Here is a 15,456-nt window from a genome sequence, read left to right as displayed (position 1 = left end):
ATGGCATCAAGGAATGTTACTATCGGTAACACCAAATGTTACCGATGTCAACATTTTTTTAGGAAATTTTTATGCCCGCAAAAAAAAAGACTAAAAAGCCGGAGCGCGCATACCATCACGGTAACTTAGCGGAAACGCTAAAAGCTCTAGCGTTAAAGAGACTAGAAGAGAGCAAAGATTCCGCGTTTACCGTTCGTGAAATAGCAAGGGAAGCCGGAGTTAGTCACGCTGCGGCGTACCGCCATTTTCCTTCCCGACGAGACCTTCTCGCGGAGATTTCAAAGGACGGATTTATAGGAATTACCAAGGCTTTTTTAGAGGCGGAAGCAAAAGCGATCCCCGGGGATTCGATCGATCGACTTGAAAAAATCGGAATAGCCTATGTGTCGTTTTGTGTGGAGAACCCGGGATATTATAGAGCGATGTGGCATACGGATCTTGGGCCCAAAGACGATCTATTAGAGTTACAGGAAGCGGGCAGGAAGGCTTTTCTCAGACTATGGGAGACGGTTTTGGCCTGCTATGAAGAACAAGTATCCGATTACCAGCCGGTGGAAATAGCTTCGGCCGCATGGTCGATCGTTCACGGCTTTTCCACTTTGATAAACGAACAACAACTTACGAACAATTTAGGTTTAACTCGGAATAGCGCTAAAGACGCCGCGAAAACCTTGGTCCGATTGCTTATGAGTGGAATTCGAAAACGGTAATAGACTCCCCCGAAAGTTAAGCCGCAATACCGTTTAGATCGTAATGTTTTATTTTGCAGAACCGTTTTAGCAACCTTCGAACAAACCTTAACCCTATCCTAAGCTTAGAGAAAAAAATTTCCCTTCAGATAAAGAACGCATCCCCCTCCTATCCTGACTCGATCCCCTCTATCCTCGCAAATTAAATGACCTCCGCGCTTGGAGACTTGAAAAGCGGATAAATTCTTTTTTTGTAATCTTTTCGACCAATATGGAATTAAGGTACAATGGGCGGAACCGGTTACAGGATCTTCCGGAACTCCTTTCGCAGGGGCAAAAAATCGAGAAACGAAATCATATTCTTTGCCCGGTGCGGAGGGAGCTGTGGCAATGACCGCAAAAAAAGGGATTCGTTTAATTGCCTCAAAATCGGGTTCCAATTCTCGGACCTCTTCTTCCCTCTCGAAAACAAAGACCGCATCTCTTGCCTGAAATAAATACTGCGGTTTTATCGAAAAACACTTTAAAAGTTCTTGATTAACATCCAGGGAACTAGGAGGGATCGAGGGGAAATTCAAATATAAAGTTTCGTTCTCTTTCTCGACTTCCAAAACTCCACTCTTGCTATGAAAAAGAAGAATCGATCTATTTTCGATTTTTAGATCGCTCCCGTATTCGAAAATGACTGCCGCCGTCGCCAATGTCGCATGACCGCAAAGAGCAACTTCAACTTCGGGAGTAAACCATCTCAACTCGAACTCACCTTCTTTCTCCGTCGGGCGAAAGAAGGCCGTTTCCGACAGATTATTTTCCGCGGCAATCTGAATCATCAACCGGTCGCTAGGCCATTCCCCTTTCCAGGGAATTACGGCGGCGGGATTTCCGTGAAATAATCGATCCGCAAACGCATCGACCTGAAAAATTTCATATGCAATTTTGTTCATTCGTTCGATCTCCGCTAGGAAAAATTTATCGCAACTCTTCAATCGATAATGAATAGAGTTTATTATACGAAAGGACGAATATAAAAAAAGCTACAGATTCCCGTTCTTTTGCGGATACAGATTCTTCCATTCCGTATATTCATTAAACCAATAGCGAATTTTAGCAATCGGACTTATTATTAGAGAAAGCTACGGGTCTAATCGGTGAAGAAAAACCTATGAAAATCGGCGGCTCTAACGGGAAAAATTCTAATCGACCTTGCCAATCCGTTGGATTTTTCCAACGGAATGCCTCCGTCTCTATTCATTAGCAACATGGATTCTTTAGGGGAAGCGATTCAAAGAGAATTTCCCGAAACATTCGTGGTTAAAACCTTAAACACGATGAATTGTAATCTAATGGTAGATTCGACTTTGGTGAAAGGCGATCACGATGTTTTCATTTCGGGAAACGATGCTGCTGCAAAGGCAACGGTCGCAAAGCTACTAGCCGAATACTTCGGTTGGAAGAACATTATAGACTGAGGGAACATTACCGGGGCCCGATCGACCGAGGTGCTTCTTCCGATCTGGCTGCGGCTTTATGGAAAATTCGGGAATCCTAATTTTAACTTTCATATAACAAGGTAAAAGCAAGGACCAAATTCGAATTTTCGCCCGAAGTTCAGCGTCCTTTTATTCCGCTGTAGCCCAGAAATCCCCATCCAAGAAGAAAAGCGATTCCTCCGAACGGAGTAATCGCTCCCAAAACTTTAATACCGGTAATCGATAATGTATAAAGCGAACCGGAGAATATTAAAATTCCTGAAAATATTAGCCAATATCCGATTCTTAATTCTTTCGATTCGCTCCATTTATTACTAAGCGCTAATATCACCAAAACGACGGAATGGATCAGTTGGTAACGCGCCCCGGTTTCGAAGATGATCAGCAAATCCGGACTTAAGATCGCTTTTAATCCATGAGCTCCAAAGGCACCGAACGCAACCCCGGTGAATCCGAAAAAGGCCGCGAAGAATAACGGAAGATTTTTAGAATTTTTGAATTCCATAACTGTGAAACCGAATGCATTTCCTTCGAAAAATTCCGAATAAGTATGCAGTATTTTCCAAATCGAGTCGGCTATCAAAAAGCGCCTCGATCGAATTTTCCTTCATCTTACCCTGCAATTCCTCGTAAAAACTAGTTGGCCCGAAGACGAAATTAACGGGTATATAACTATCCCTCGATCCTTGTTTAAGAGGCAATACTAATCGGATTCCGGTTTGGCATCCTTTGCTTTCTCCTTCAAATCGAACGATTCGATACTCCGACCAATCCCATCCTTCTAAAGAAGTGTGGAACATATCCTTGAACGGAAGTGAAACGGTAGCCCTAACCCATCCATCGAAGCCACCCGTTTTCAACGCAGTCGAACTCGCCCCATAATGAATGGATGGGTCCCGAAAGTGAAAGCCGTTCAACTTCACGTCGTTTTCGGGAGGAATACCCAAACCGGACGGATAAGGTTCGGGATTTCTGCGAATCAATGTTCTTGTACCACCCGTCTGAATGCATGAGGCAAGACTCGATAGTTCCAGACCGAACAATAGCAAATACGCAAAAACCGTTTGTGGAGACAGGGGCTTCATTCCTTTTTCAGTAACCGTTGCGGAAGCTTAACTCCGATTCCCGATACGCGCGTACATTTCTCGAAATACAACCCGAATACGAATGACTTGTAACTGTAATCGGTTTGAACGTCGAAAAGTACATCCGCCTTATCTTTAACCGCATTCTGAACGGCGCTTTCATAACTTTCATCGCCGGTGTAGACCAACCACAGCCAGCTCGTTCCACATGACGTTCCCGTGAGATGTCCTATTGGTTCCATTCCGCGAACATCCGTATAACTTTGAGAATAATACCATCCAGGAGATTTAATATTCGTATATAAACAAGATGAAAGGAACATAAGACCGGCGCTAAGCGACATTAATCTTCTCATATAGGAAAGAAAATTTTTCATACGCTAATTTTCATTGTGTCGTCATTTAAAAGTCAAGGGAAATCTCGAAATCTCCTTGTAGCTTCATGTATAAGGTAGAAATAGGTATCGATGCCTACACAATCCGCACAATCATACATTGACTTGGAAAGAAAGTTCGGCGCCTTCAACTATGAGCCCCTTCCCGTCGTATTGCAAAGAGGAAAAGGAATTTATCTTTGGGATACCGAAGAAAATAAATATTTCGATTTCTTATCGGCATACAGTGCGGTAAATCAAGGGCATTGCCACCCTCGTATCGTCGAAAGTTTAATCTCGCAAGCCGAAAGGCTGACATTAACTTCCAGAGCTTTCTATAACGATCAATTAGGCGTCACCGAAAAATTCTTATGCGAGACCTTCGGTTTTGATAGAATGCTGCCCATGAATACGGGAGTAGAAGCTGCCGAAACTGCGGTGAAATTGACTCGTAAATGGGGATATCAAGTGAAGGGAATTCCCCAAGATAAGGCAAAAATCGTTTTCGCAACGGGTAATTTTTGGGGCAGAAGTTTAGGTGCAATTTCAGCTTCGACTGACCCGAATAGTCGGAAAGAATTCGGTCCTTTCATTCCGGGATTTATCGTTATACCTTATAACGACATTCATGCATTAAAAAAAGAATTAGAAGATCCTAATGTAGCTGGATTCATGGTCGAACCGATCCAGGGCGAAGCCGGAGTTATTCTTCCGGATATCGGATATTTAAGGAAAATTTCCCAAGTATGCCGGGAAAAAAACGTGCTGCTGATCCTGGATGAGATCCAGACCGGGTTAGGACGAACCGGAAAACTATTGGCTGCCGATCACGAGAATATAAAACCGGATCTGCTCGTTCTGGGAAAGGCGTTGTCCGGCGGAACTTTGCCGGTATCTGCCGTTCTTTCTTCCGATGAAGTTATTTTAACTTTGAAACCGGGTGAGCATGGATCCACTTTCGGCGGCAATCCTTTGGCGTCGGCGGTGGCAAAAACTGCGGTTCAAGTCATCCTCGATGAAAAACTACCCGATAATGCCGAACAACGCGGAGTTGAATTTCGGGAAGGCATGGAAATTCTACACAAAGAATATCCTGATAAGATAAAACAAGTTCGCGGAAAAGGCCTGCTCAATGCCGTTGAGTTCTTTCCCGAAAAATCGGGAGGGTCCGCGGCTAAAAAAATATGCTATGATTTGTTAGATCGAGGTTTACTTGCTAAGCAAACTCACGACCATACGATTCGTTTTGCGCCTCCTTTGTGTATTACCGGGGAGGAGATCCAGATTGCGATCGCAAAGATCTCGGATTCGGTTCGTAAAACCCTTGACTAATCGTCGATTCAAGGACTTATAAAAGTCATGCAAGTGGACGACGGAAAATACATTCGAGTCTGGAAAAAGATGAGCGTCAGCGAAGTCGCTTCGCACCTACTAATAATCGACGATCTCTACGGAACTTGCGGAAATTGTAAACATTTAGGACTGAACTATACAAAGGATCGTTCTTGTCCTAAATGCGGCTCCAAGTTTAAATATCTCGCCACGAATCTAAAAGCTCCGGGAGAAATCGCGAAAGTCCTGGCCCGAATCGAAAAGGAAGGCCTGGAATTCATCCTGATCGATCGGGAAGATTATACTCAATCGAAAGCCAAGGACGCGGTGAAAGATCTCTTCAAATCGACCGATTGATTGTTTTAGCGTTATATTATATAAAACTAAAACGCCCTATGATATATATTATCGAAAACCGGAATAGCGGCTGGACTAACCCATTCATAATTTTACGGGATCCATAGTTCGAGCCTGTAGAAACTTGTTCATGCACCTTCCGATTCCGTATTTAAGGTTTGTTTCTTGGATTTCGGGCTTTCCAATAACCGGCGCATTCCGATGATCGATTCTTCCAATTCCGTCAAAGCCGGTAGAAATTTACTTCCACCGTAAATCGGCCCGCCTCCTACCGAATCCAATTCGGAATAAATTTCGACGGATAAAGTTCGATAGGCGGACTGCAAAGCTTCGAAGGATTCTTCCAGGTTTCGGGGAGATAACGCTTTTTTTCTCGAAACGAATTTTTGCAAGCGATCAAAAAGAAAACGACTCAGGAGAAACGAATAGGCAGGCAATAAAAGAATTAAAGCGGTTTTCGAAACGGCAAAAATCTCCCAAGATTGGGAAATGGAATGCTGTAAAAACGTACGCATTCCGGATACGAGCAGGACCGCCAACGTATAATTGATCCGAGGGGAAGATGGAGATAAGCTATTAAAGACAAGCAATAAGGGAATAGAAAAGATTAAAACTAGAACTAAGTCCAAAGGAAAGAGGTTGGAAACTATCTCCAGAAAATTAACGATGGCGTAATAGGTTTTCACTAGGTCGTCAATGGATTGACTCAACCTATCGAAGTCCATCTTCATATTGGAGAAGAACTGGGTGATCTGGCTCATGAATTTGCTCCGCAAAGTTCCGGGATGGGAAAAAGGAACAACCCTCCTGAAGAAGCTGCAAGAACTTTCCTTTACGAGGAAGCTCTTTATAGTCTATTCCGTCTTTGCTCTCTACTTTCTATTCTATCACGAATCTCATTTACCTTTATTCTGGATGATCAGTCTCGCGCTGATCGGGTACCTCGCCTCGACACTGCTCTTTTGGGGAATCGTCTTCTCCTATCGCAAACTCGAGTCCGCAGTCGAGGTGCCGGCAATTTTCGCCGAGGTGGGAATCTCCCGCCCTCCGACGGCCTTAGTACCTTGGATAGAGGCCGGTTTGTTCCTGCTTTCCGTCTTAGTCTGCTACCTCACGGAATTCTTCGATAATCGGTCCGGAATTTTATTCTTCACTATCTATTGTCTCTGCGTTTTTTCCGTTCGGTTTTTGGAAAATAAAATCTATTATAAGGCAGGATTCCTAGGCGTTTTAGTTTTGGCATCCGGGCTCGGAAGCTTTAAGGCTCTGCAATTCACCGAAGCCTGGGTGGCGTACTTGCACTTTAAACCTTCTTTCCAGGAGCAAAATTTAACGAGATGGAACTTTGATGAGAGCACGAGGATTCTATCAAACCCGGATCTGCGACTTTCTTTAAAGCTTCCCGAAGATTTCTATTTTCATAATCCGAAGGATCTTACTTGGGAAGATAAAACAGGAACCGGTCAGATTGCCGGAGTCATTTCCACGAGCGATAAAGATCCGAATCGATATCCGTATATTAGAATCTTCCATACTCCTCAGCCTTACCTCGAAATTGATCCTCTAATCGCGGAGTTTAAGAAGTATCTGGATTTACTCGTGAGTCGCGGGGATATAGAAGAGTTGAACGAACTGGAACATGAGGACTTTAATAACCGATATTCCGGGAAATTTTGGACCTTCTATGACGTGCTACATCCTAGATACGCTAAGACCGGTATATTCGTACTTTCCGAAACGAACCAAGGGGACTCTCTGCTTTTCCATGTAACCGAAAGCCTAATTAAAAATCGGAGACACGAGGAATCGGTAGAGACTATTCTAAGTAGCGTCACGCGGGAATAAATTTCATCTCAATCGGGAAATTTTAAAAAGCTTAGATGATTAGCTATATGTATTGCATGAGCTAATTCGTATTCCTGCTTACTCAATTTCCCGTAAGCAAAGTGAGGAGCAAAATCGGTTTTATGATTGATGAATGCTTCAAAAGATTTTCTTAATGCAAGGATTCCATCCTCGAGGGTTCCGGTTTTAGGCAACTCGGGCGCTCCGGGAATTTGCGCGTTTAAATCATGAGACATCTTGCCTCTTATTGAAAATACCGTAAACGCCATCTTGCCGATCGTAGATTGAAAAAGCGCGGATTTGTTTTCAGGAAAACCCTTGATGGAATATTCGATACTTTCGGCGCAGTGGACGAGAATTTGAAACGGGCTCCAGTCCCCGTACTGTACGATTTTCCTAACCTTACTTAACTTCTCAATTTCGCGATCCGCTTCTTCGAAGTTTGAAAATCGAAGATCCCGATCCGTAATTCCTTTCGGAGAATCGGAACAAGATTGAATGATAATCGGTAAAGTCGATAAAGATCCCGTCGTCATCGCAAAACGAGCCGCAGTTTTCAAAAAATCTTTTCTATTGACTCTAGGTTCCATATGAATCTCCGCAAGGTCGAATCCTAGAGCCCGCCTTGGCGTTGTCTACTATGTTGCAAAAAAGGTTTCGTTAAAAAACGGCGTCTACTTCCGGGAGTCTTTCTTTATCGAAAATAGTTTGGTTTGAATTACCGATAACGGATCTACCATAGTACCGTGGATACGCAGACCCAAGTGCAAATGAGGTCCCGTCGACATGCCCGTCGATCCGACTTTCCCGATTAAATCCCCTTTTTTAATTTTATCTCCAACCTTTACGAGTAATTCCGATTGGTGCATATAAAGCGAATAGATTTCCGATCCGTGATCTATAACGGTAAAGTTTCCTTCGTAGTGCATCGGCCTGGATAGAATCACGGACCCGTCGTTAATCGCGTAAATAGGTTCTCCTACGCCGCCTTTAAAATCCGCTCCTCCATGCGGCTTTCCCTTTTCCTTATTATAAATTCTTCTTTTGTAAAACGGGCTGTTTAAAATCGGATTTGAAACCGGATATTCGAAATCCGATTCAATCTGCAAATCCGTCTTCGACTGGAATGCCTTGGATTTTGCTTCCGAGCATTCTCTAATAAAGGCCATCGTTTCTTCCGGAAGTTTATCCGAAGTATATTGCTTATCCATGGTTAAATGGGAGACTTTCGTCGTAGCATAGACGGTTTTGCGAATCGGAATTTCGTATTTCTTAGATTCGTTTTTTCTAAATAAATTTCTTTCGGTTATCTCGAGCACTCCGGAAGATTTCGGGAATTCGGGAGAAATCGGAATAAAAACCGATATCCTTCCCCCCTTTTTAGAAACCGGCAATTCGTTCCCATCCCAAGTCACTTTCACTCGATCTAATTTCGAAAATAAATGCGGTTCGGGAGAGATCGAAAGAAAAAGTACTTCTCCTTGAGCGAACTTACGAGCGGATAGCGTGAATGAAAAAAGAGATTCTTTTTTTTCGACAATTTCACCCGGGCCTCGCTTAGGCGTTTTTACCTGCCCGATCGGATTGCCTTGCTTCTTCTGCGTTTTTTTTTCTTCCTGTTTTCCGGAAGTTAAGACTTTAGGAAGTGTGGAACCTTTTTTTATTATCGCAAGTTTATCGGAAGAGAAGTCCTCTTTGGCCCCGATCGGAAAAGTTTGACAAAAGACGAAAATTAAAAAGGTTAAACGTCCAAGGCTCCGGCGGGTCGCGTCGATCATCATAATGAAATACTCTACTAGTTTCGGTCTTTATTCCGAGGAGCACGGAAATTTTTTTCCTAAGAACCTTATGCTTTACTTGCGAAGGAAAAGTCGTAAAATCCGAGACGAATTCCGAGAGTCGCTCGATCCGAATACGGATAGTAAGACGTTAAATATAGAAATAATCCGTCAAAAATAGTCGGATTCGGAATGGATCATTGAATTTGAATTCCCGCAGCGGACATTCAGAAGACAGAGGACAGAAGACTGAAGACAGTAGCTGCTCGAAGTTGGAAAAGTTACGGAAGTAGAGGAAAAATCCACTATAACACAAGAATCTTTCTCCAGAACATGGAATCTCCGCTCACCAATCCTCTGTCCTCAGTCTTCCGTCCTCTGAAAGTCCTCTGTGAGCCGGAGAGTAGAATTTACTTAAAAAACCCCGCCCTTTGGGTGGGGGCCGGAGCGGAGCGGTGGAAAAATTCCTCTACCACAAAACGATTCCCCTGACAAGAACTTTTCCAAAAAGAATTTAGTAGGAGCTCCCACGCAGAGGACAGAAGACAGAAGCTGCTAGACGTTGGAAAAGTAATAGAGGTAGAGGAAAGATCCCCTGTAACACAAGAATCCTTCTCTAGTACGTGGAAACCATGCCACCAATGTTCTGTCTTCTGTTCTCTGAAAAGCTGCTAGATGTTGGAAAGGTTGCATAGGAACGGGAAAAATCCACCTTAACACAAGAATCTTCCTCCAGAACATGGAATTTCCGTTTATCAATGTTCTGTCTTCTGCATGAAAATTCCAGTTTGCCGGCTTCACCGACTTCTAAAATTTTTCCTATGAACGGCGATCAATCAGCCTATTTCCCTCGAATTTATAATTTTAAAATTATGTCCCTTCTAACTTCCTTACAGATAAAATTAGGAGAGAGAATTTCCGTAAAATCGATACTCCCACTCTATTTTTTTTAAATCGAATTTCATACTTTTCCAATTTAGATAAAAACCCCTCATAAAATTTTCGGAATAGCCGATGGGAAGGAACAGGACCCGAACTATGACGTTACAAAAAGAGGAATGGTTGGAACGGATTTACTCCTTATTTCAGGAAGAGATTCGCCTATACTCCGAAATCCTGGAGTTAGAAATAGAAAAGACTGCGGCAGTGACGAAAGCCGACGGGAAGTCGCTTGAAAAGATCGCGAAGAATACGTACGAGCTGATCGTCCACGCGAGCGAGCTGGAGAGAGTTCGAATGAGCGCGATGGAAGAGGTGCATCAATCCGGTTGTATTAATTCCGTTCAAGATATTATCCCGATGACCCTAACCGATTTCCTTAATAAACTCGATCGCGAATCAGGTCATAAATTAAAGCATTTAGGCACACAATTAAAAGATACCGTACATAAATTGAAGGAACGAATTAAGGCCAACGATCGCTTAATCCGTACTCGACAGGAATTCCTACAAGTTACGATCGAAGCGATGAGAGAAAACGTAAAAAGCGGCGAAGTGTCCACCTACGAAGACGATAGCCCCGTTACTTTAAGAACTCCGCGCAAACGTTCTTCGGTTTTAGTAAACGCCTCCGCATAAGAGGCAATCAAGGAAAGGAGGGAGAAATTTATGGGATCAACATTCTCCGGACTCGAAATCGGTAAAAGAGGTTTAACCGCCCACCAACAAGCCCTGCAAACCACGGGGCATAATATTTCTAACGCCGACAATAAGCACTATTCTCGTCAAAGAGTGGTAATGCAGGCGACGGATCCCTTGTATGAACCTTCTTTAAATAGAGCCAATCTTCCGGGTCAGATCGGACAGGGTGTCGAGATTGCCTCTATCGAGAGAGTAAGAGATAACTTTATCGACGATCGAATCATAGAAACCTCGGGCGTAAAAGATTATTGGGCGGCTAAAAACGAATATCTTTATCAAACTGAAACGATCTTTAACGAACCGAACGGAACGACTCTCCGTACCTTAATGGATAAATTCTGGTCTTCATGGGAAGAATTATCCAATTATCCGGAAGACAACGCCCATCGATCCGTCGTTCTCGAAAAGGCCCAAGGACTCGGAAGCCGAATGGAGGACGTCTATCGTAAGCTCACCCAGCTGCGGGACCAATCCAATCGTGAAATCGAATCGCATGCTTTGCACCTGAACGTAATCGCGGAAAATATTCGTACGCTAAATGAAAGAATCTCGAAATCGGAAGCGTTAGGAGATCGACCTAACGATCTCTATGACAAACGAGATTCGTTATTACAGGAATTATCCGGATTAACCGACATCACCATCGGCAGAAGCGACGAGGATGAATTGATGGTCTTTATCGGCCAACAAATTCTAGTCCAAGGCGGAAAAGCGAGTAAGATAGACGTTCTAGGCAATCCTTCAAAAGACGGTTTGCTCGATCTATATTGGCAAACAACCGGAGATTCCGTGCTTCTTCGGAAAGGTCGCCTGCAAGGACTGGTAGAAGTGCGAGATAAAGTCCTAAGAGAAAAAATCGACCAAGTAGACGCACTTGCAGTTAACGTAATGGACGTCATCAACGAGATCCATAAGGACGGATTCGGTATTAACGGAAACACGAATCAGAATTTCTTCGATATTCGATCCTTGTCTCTGAATACGTTCGGAGAATACGATTCCGACGGTGACGGCCAAAATGATATCACCGCAGTCTTTAGAGCCACCGGAAAGAACACGCTCGATCCGGATAGACCGATCGGAATCGGAGGAACTCTTACCTTCCATCGTCCCGATGAGAAAGAAACACAAGTATTGATTCCTTACTCGGCAAACGACACCTTAAACGGTATTATTAAGAGAATAAATGCTTCGAAAGTCGGAGTCGTCGCCTACATGAACCATGACAACCAACTCGCTCTTAAAGCGACGGTTGCCGAAGATTCCCCCAAAAAGAATTTTATTCTCCGCCATTTGGAAGATTCGGGCGATTTGTTGGTGGGATTAACCGGGATACTTATGGCGTCAGGGCCGACGGGAGCTTATGACTATAAACGATTGGGGGAAATAACGAAACTTCAATCGAAACCGGAAGACATCACTCTCTCTCCGCACTTTCATCCTTCTTCTCATTTTAGAATCAACGAGCAAATCGCCAATAATGTGGCCAATATCGCCGCTGCTCGAGGAAAAGATGTGGGAGGAACCGGGGACTATAATTCCGCCAGCGGGCATAAGGACGGACGCAACGCATTATTGGTAGCCTCCGCACTAAGAAATAATCCCGTCATGGTGGACTATTCCAAGACCACGGATGATTTTTATAACTCACTCATATCAAAGTTAGGCACCGAAGCGAGGGAAGCGAAACAGGAATGGGGAATTCAAACGGACTTAATGACGGAACTCGAAAACATGAGGCAATCGGTCATGGGAGTCAGTCTCGATGAAGAGATGGCTAATATGGTTCAATTCCAGCATTCCTATAATGCTTCCGCTAAGATGATCAACACCATGAATGAAATTCTGGATACGATCATCAATCGATTAGGCGCATAAACTTCCGCGAGGAATAGCAAGGAGGCGAAGCCATGATGCGGATCACGAACATGATGCAAAACAACACTCTGGTTAGGACGTTAAATCGTCATCAGGTTGCTTTGGATGAAACCCAAAACCAGTTAGGAACAGGACAGCGAATTAAAACACCGTCCGATGATCCGGGCCGAGCTACGAACCAAATGTTTTTTCGTTCTCGTATAAACGAACTGGAGACATTCCAAGCGAATATCGACGACGGATTCGGCAGACTCCAACAAATCGACGGTGAGTTGGATAGGATCGGAAATCTTTTTCAAAGAGCCAGAGTTCTTGCAGTTCAGGCATCCAACGGAATTTACCAAGGCGATAAGGGATTCGAACTGGAAGTCGCTGTCGGCAAGGAAATCGACGAGCTGCTCCGGGCCCTAGTAGACATCGCAAACACGCGTGACGCGACGGGACGTCCCCTTTTCGGAGGACACGTCATCGAACGCCCTCCCTTCGAACCCATCGAATCGAAAATCAAAGGTTTGCAAGGTCTTGAATTAAAGAATCAGTATATCGGCGTGGAATATCGAGGCGATATCGGCGAGCAGATTCGCGAAATTGAAAAGGGCGAATACATTCCAGTAACGATTCCCGGAAATAAAGTTTTCTGGGGAACGAATATGAGCGTTACGAGTCGTGTGGATAATTCCGGTTATGTAGCCGTTTCGGATCAGAAATTTAAGATCGACGGCGCCGAAATTCAAGTTTCTGCCGGTGATACGATCGATGATATTATTGATAAAATTAATAATGCGCCTATCGAAGTTAAGGCCAATAAACTCGCTCAGGATAATATCAGCTTAAGCTCGACTGCCCCTCACCAAATTTGGCTGGAAGACATCGAAGGCGGAACCGTTCTCCGAGACATCGGATTGATCGATTCGGCGAATTCCGAACCGCCTAATAATTATAGCAAATCCGCAACCGTCACCGGACTTTCCATTTTCGACGTGCTGATTCAATTCAGAAACGATCTGATTCAGAAAGATCAGGAAAGGATTTCGGGAAGAGACATTCAAGACTTGGACTTGGCATTGGAAAACGTACTTCGCTATCGCGCAATTACGGGAGCTAGAATGAATCGGATGGAAGAGCATTCTCAAAGAGTCGAATTCGATAAGTCTTACATGACGGAACTCCTCGCCAAGAATGAAGGTATAGACTTCCCGGAAACTATTATGAATCTAAAGTGGCTGGAAACGATTCATCAATATGCGTTGAATGTAGGTTCTAAAATTATTAAACCTACTCTGATGGACTTCCTCAGATAGGATGTAGGATTTCCCCGCATGCTTCAGGAATTCTCCTTGTAGGCGGGCTGGAAACGGTTAAACTAATGGCGGTCTCCCAATAGGGCCCCGTAAAAAGGTCGGTTATGGTCGAAATCCAAAGCAAACCCTTCGGAAAAATTCGAGTATCGGAGCGTCAAATGATTCGCTTTCCGGAAGGATTACTCGGTTTTGCGGGATACAAAAACTTCGCATTAATCGAAGAAGAGGAAGAATCCGTATTTAAATGGCTGCAGTCCATCGACGAAGTGGAGCTTGCTTTTGTGGTCATTCCCCCTTCCCTATTCAAGAAAGAATATTTGCCTTCCTTGAATGCCGAGGAACTTTCTCAGATCGATCTAAAGGAGGTTTCGGAGGCTCTTATTCTAGTAATCGTCACGATTCCCGGCGATGATCCGGCATCCATGACCGCGAATTTACAGGGTCCGATTTTGATAAATAAGGTCACCTTAACGGGTAGACAATTCATTTCAAGAAACGAAGCTCATTCCGTTCGAGAAAAGATTCTTGAAAGTGCTACCGTGGAGATGTCCTAAGTGCTCGTACTTGCTAGAAGAACTAATGAATCGATCATTATCGGCGATGACATAGAAATCGTAATCGTGGATATTAAGGGAGATCAGGTTAAGATCGGAGTAAAAGCTCCGAAAGAAGTTTCCGTACATAGAGCGGAAGTCTACCGCGAGATCCAGGCCGAAAATAGAAAAGCGGCCGGTACTAAAATCAAGCCTGAGGAATTAGGAAAAATTGGAAACATCCTTAAGAAAGGTGACGCCAATAAAAAAGATCGCTCTTAAAGCCTTCCTATTGATTTTCTGCGTCGGAGTCGGTTGTCTCTCCAACCAAAAAAAGGGGATGGCATCCGTATCGGATTCAATCGTTTTCTTCTATATTCATAAAAGTCCCGAAACGCCGCTATTTCTCGAACCTGAAACTTGGTTACCGATCGCGTCTTCCATACTCAATGGAGTCCATTTCGATGAAGATGAAAAGACGGAATTTAATCGCCGTTGGCAAAATTTGTTTAAATATATCGGGATTTCCGATTCGTTAGTCGGAACGAAAGAGCTAGTTCGGTTATTTTCGGAAGATGAAGTAAGAAAGTTAGCGGACATGCTGTACAAGGCCGAGCAGGAGATACCGGACGGCACACCGAAAGGGTATCAAGTTATTTTGAAGAGAGAAGATCCGATCCGGCCAGGCTTAAGGATTCGAAGAACGATTTTCTACATTCATAATAATGCGAACTGTTTAGTCTTAGATTTCGGAGAAATCGGTCAGGTCGTCGATTTTCAAACTACATATACTCTCCGGGATTGGATTCTATATCCGATCCAAGAACCGGTAACCTCGTCCAAAAACGAAGTCTTCCTTTCCGAGATACGCCCCGCCGGTCTTGAATACGCAAGCACCTCAGCTATGAATCAAAAGAATCAAAATCGAATCTGCGTTCGTCCCCTATTTTGGATCGCAAAACTACCGGATGGCGGAACTCCCGCAAACCCGCAAAAAACGACGAAAGGCGCACAAGAACGCTTAAAAGTTTTAAAAGAATTATTGGAAAAGCGCCTAATTACTCGAGAAGAATACGAGCGTAAGAAGGCTGAAATTTTAAAGGATTTGTGATTCACTTAACAAAATTCGAAAAGTTTCTGCGATAAGGCTATT

18 protein-coding genes are annotated in these 15,456 nt (G+C 43.8%); 11 read left to right on the top strand and 7 right to left on the bottom strand.

Going from position 1 to position 15,456, the window contains the following annotated elements; all coding sequences use genetic code 11:
* Positions 1–71 precede the first annotated feature (71 nt).
* On the top strand, positions 72–710 hold the full coding sequence (locus LEP1GSC047_RS18580; protein WP_010416200.1) for a TetR/AcrR family transcriptional regulator: 639 nt from the start codon (positions 72–74) through the stop codon (positions 708–710).
* 104 nt (positions 711–814) lie between these two features.
* Here the strand turns inward: LEP1GSC047_RS18580 and LEP1GSC047_RS18575 are convergent, their stop codons facing one another.
* Positions 815–1,633, bottom strand: coding sequence for a PhzF family phenazine biosynthesis protein (locus tag LEP1GSC047_RS18575; protein WP_010416203.1), 819 nt, complete (start codon positions 1,631–1,633; stop codon positions 815–817).
* Between the two features lie 288 nt (positions 1,634–1,921).
* Here LEP1GSC047_RS18575 and LEP1GSC047_RS22280 point away from each other — a divergent pair, with 288 nt between their 5' ends.
* Positions 1,922–2,158 carry an NAD(P)-binding domain-containing protein gene (locus tag LEP1GSC047_RS22280; protein WP_238325614.1) on the top strand — a complete coding sequence of 79 codons (237 nt, stop codon included), beginning with the start codon at positions 1,922–1,924 and terminating at the stop codon, positions 2,156–2,158.
* 139 nt (positions 2,159–2,297) lie between these two features.
* On the opposite strand, the gene LEP1GSC047_RS18565 is transcribed toward LEP1GSC047_RS22280, so the two are convergent.
* Genes LEP1GSC047_RS18565 through LEP1GSC047_RS18555 form a run of 3 tightly spaced genes read right to left on the bottom strand, consistent with a single transcriptional unit; the run spans position 2,298 to position 3,620 of the window.
* Positions 2,298–2,684: a DUF423 domain-containing protein gene (locus LEP1GSC047_RS18565; protein ID WP_010416208.1), complete on the bottom strand. Its 387-nt coding sequence runs from the start codon at positions 2,682–2,684 to the stop codon at positions 2,298–2,300.
* The gene (locus LEP1GSC047_RS18560; RefSeq protein WP_010416209.1) at positions 2,665–3,264 is read right to left on the bottom strand and encodes a hypothetical protein; all 600 of its coding nucleotides are present in this window, start codon (positions 3,262–3,264) and stop codon (positions 2,665–2,667) included. Before LEP1GSC047_RS18560 ends, LEP1GSC047_RS18565 begins: the two co-directional genes overlap by 20 nt.
* On the bottom strand, positions 3,261–3,620 hold the full coding sequence (locus tag LEP1GSC047_RS18555) for a TRL-like family protein (RefSeq protein WP_103186194.1): 360 nt from the start codon (positions 3,618–3,620) through the stop codon (positions 3,261–3,263). Before LEP1GSC047_RS18555 ends, LEP1GSC047_RS18560 begins: the two co-directional genes overlap by 4 nt.
* Positions 3,621–3,731: 111 nt before the next feature.
* On the opposite strand from LEP1GSC047_RS18555, the gene rocD reads away from it, so the two are divergent.
* Positions 3,732–4,970, top strand: a complete 1,239-nt coding sequence (gene rocD, locus LEP1GSC047_RS18550) for an ornithine--oxo-acid transaminase (protein ID WP_010416215.1) — start codon at positions 3,732–3,734, stop codon at positions 4,968–4,970.
* Between the two features lie 27 nt (positions 4,971–4,997).
* Complete coding sequence (locus tag LEP1GSC047_RS18545) at positions 4,998–5,327, top strand: hypothetical protein (RefSeq protein WP_010416218.1); 330 nt, start codon at positions 4,998–5,000, stop codon at positions 5,325–5,327.
* 128 nt (positions 5,328–5,455) lie between these two features.
* Here the strand turns inward: LEP1GSC047_RS18545 and LEP1GSC047_RS18540 are convergent, their stop codons facing one another.
* Positions 5,456–6,088 carry a hypothetical protein gene (locus LEP1GSC047_RS18540; protein ID WP_010416220.1) on the bottom strand — a complete coding sequence of 211 codons (633 nt, stop codon included), beginning with the start codon at positions 6,086–6,088 and terminating at the stop codon, positions 5,456–5,458.
* Between LEP1GSC047_RS18540 and LEP1GSC047_RS18535 the strand changes: the two genes are divergently transcribed.
* Entirely contained in the window at positions 6,087–7,172 is a 1,086-nt protein-coding gene (locus tag LEP1GSC047_RS18535; protein ID WP_010416223.1) for a hypothetical protein, read from the top strand. The two genes, LEP1GSC047_RS18540 and LEP1GSC047_RS18535, sit on opposite strands and share 2 nt — an antisense overlap.
* An 8-nt stretch (positions 7,173–7,180) precedes the next feature.
* Here LEP1GSC047_RS18535 and LEP1GSC047_RS18530 read toward each other — a convergent pair whose 3' ends face one another.
* Both LEP1GSC047_RS18530 and LEP1GSC047_RS18525 read right to left on the bottom strand, forming a co-directional pair.
* On the bottom strand, positions 7,181–7,762 hold the full coding sequence (locus LEP1GSC047_RS18530) for a DUF1569 domain-containing protein (RefSeq protein WP_010416225.1): 582 nt from the start codon (positions 7,760–7,762) through the stop codon (positions 7,181–7,183).
* A gap of 84 nt (positions 7,763–7,846) precedes the next feature.
* Complete coding sequence (locus LEP1GSC047_RS18525; RefSeq protein WP_039935790.1) at positions 7,847–8,950, bottom strand: M23 family metallopeptidase; 1,104 nt, start codon at positions 8,948–8,950, stop codon at positions 7,847–7,849.
* A 1,038-nt stretch (positions 8,951–9,988) separates the two neighbouring features.
* On the opposite strand from LEP1GSC047_RS18525, the gene LEP1GSC047_RS18515 reads away from it, so the two are divergent.
* The 6 genes from LEP1GSC047_RS18515 to LEP1GSC047_RS18490 all read left to right on the top strand — a co-directional run bounded on the left by LEP1GSC047_RS18515 (position 9,989) and on the right by LEP1GSC047_RS18490 (position 15,414).
* Positions 9,989–10,528 (top strand): flagellar protein FlgN, encoded by a 540-nt coding sequence (locus LEP1GSC047_RS18515; RefSeq protein WP_010416236.1) that lies wholly within the window; start codon positions 9,989–9,991, stop codon positions 10,526–10,528.
* A gap of 30 nt (positions 10,529–10,558) precedes the next feature.
* Positions 10,559–12,469 carry a flagellar hook-associated protein FlgK gene (gene flgK / locus LEP1GSC047_RS18510; RefSeq protein WP_010416239.1) on the top strand — a complete coding sequence of 637 codons (1,911 nt, stop codon included), beginning with the start codon at positions 10,559–10,561 and terminating at the stop codon, positions 12,467–12,469.
* Positions 12,470–12,504: 35 nt separating this feature from the next.
* Positions 12,505–13,770: a flagellar hook-associated protein 3 gene (locus LEP1GSC047_RS18505; protein WP_010416242.1), complete on the top strand. Its 1,266-nt coding sequence runs from the start codon at positions 12,505–12,507 to the stop codon at positions 13,768–13,770.
* Between the two features lie 104 nt (positions 13,771–13,874).
* The gene (fliW, locus tag LEP1GSC047_RS18500; protein ID WP_010416244.1) at positions 13,875–14,324 is read left to right on the top strand and encodes a flagellar assembly protein FliW; all 450 of its coding nucleotides are present in this window, start codon (positions 13,875–13,877) and stop codon (positions 14,322–14,324) included.
* Positions 14,325–14,585, top strand: coding sequence for a carbon storage regulator CsrA (gene csrA, locus LEP1GSC047_RS18495; protein WP_010416246.1), 261 nt, complete (start codon positions 14,325–14,327; stop codon positions 14,583–14,585).
* Positions 14,557–15,414 carry an SHOCT domain-containing protein gene (locus LEP1GSC047_RS18490; RefSeq protein WP_010416250.1) on the top strand — a complete coding sequence of 286 codons (858 nt, stop codon included), beginning with the start codon at positions 14,557–14,559 and terminating at the stop codon, positions 15,412–15,414. The genes csrA and LEP1GSC047_RS18490 overlap by 29 nt, the downstream gene beginning before the upstream one ends.
* The last annotated feature ends 42 nt before the right edge of the window (positions 15,415–15,456 follow it).

Origin of the sequence: Leptospira inadai serovar Lyme str. 10, assembly GCF_000243675.2 — a bacterium.
Classification (GTDB): Bacteria; Spirochaetota; Leptospiria; order Leptospirales; family Leptospiraceae; genus Leptospira_B; species Leptospira_B inadai.
The sequence above is the reverse complement of the archived record's forward strand: the minus strand, read 5'-3'. Positions and strand labels throughout refer to the sequence as shown.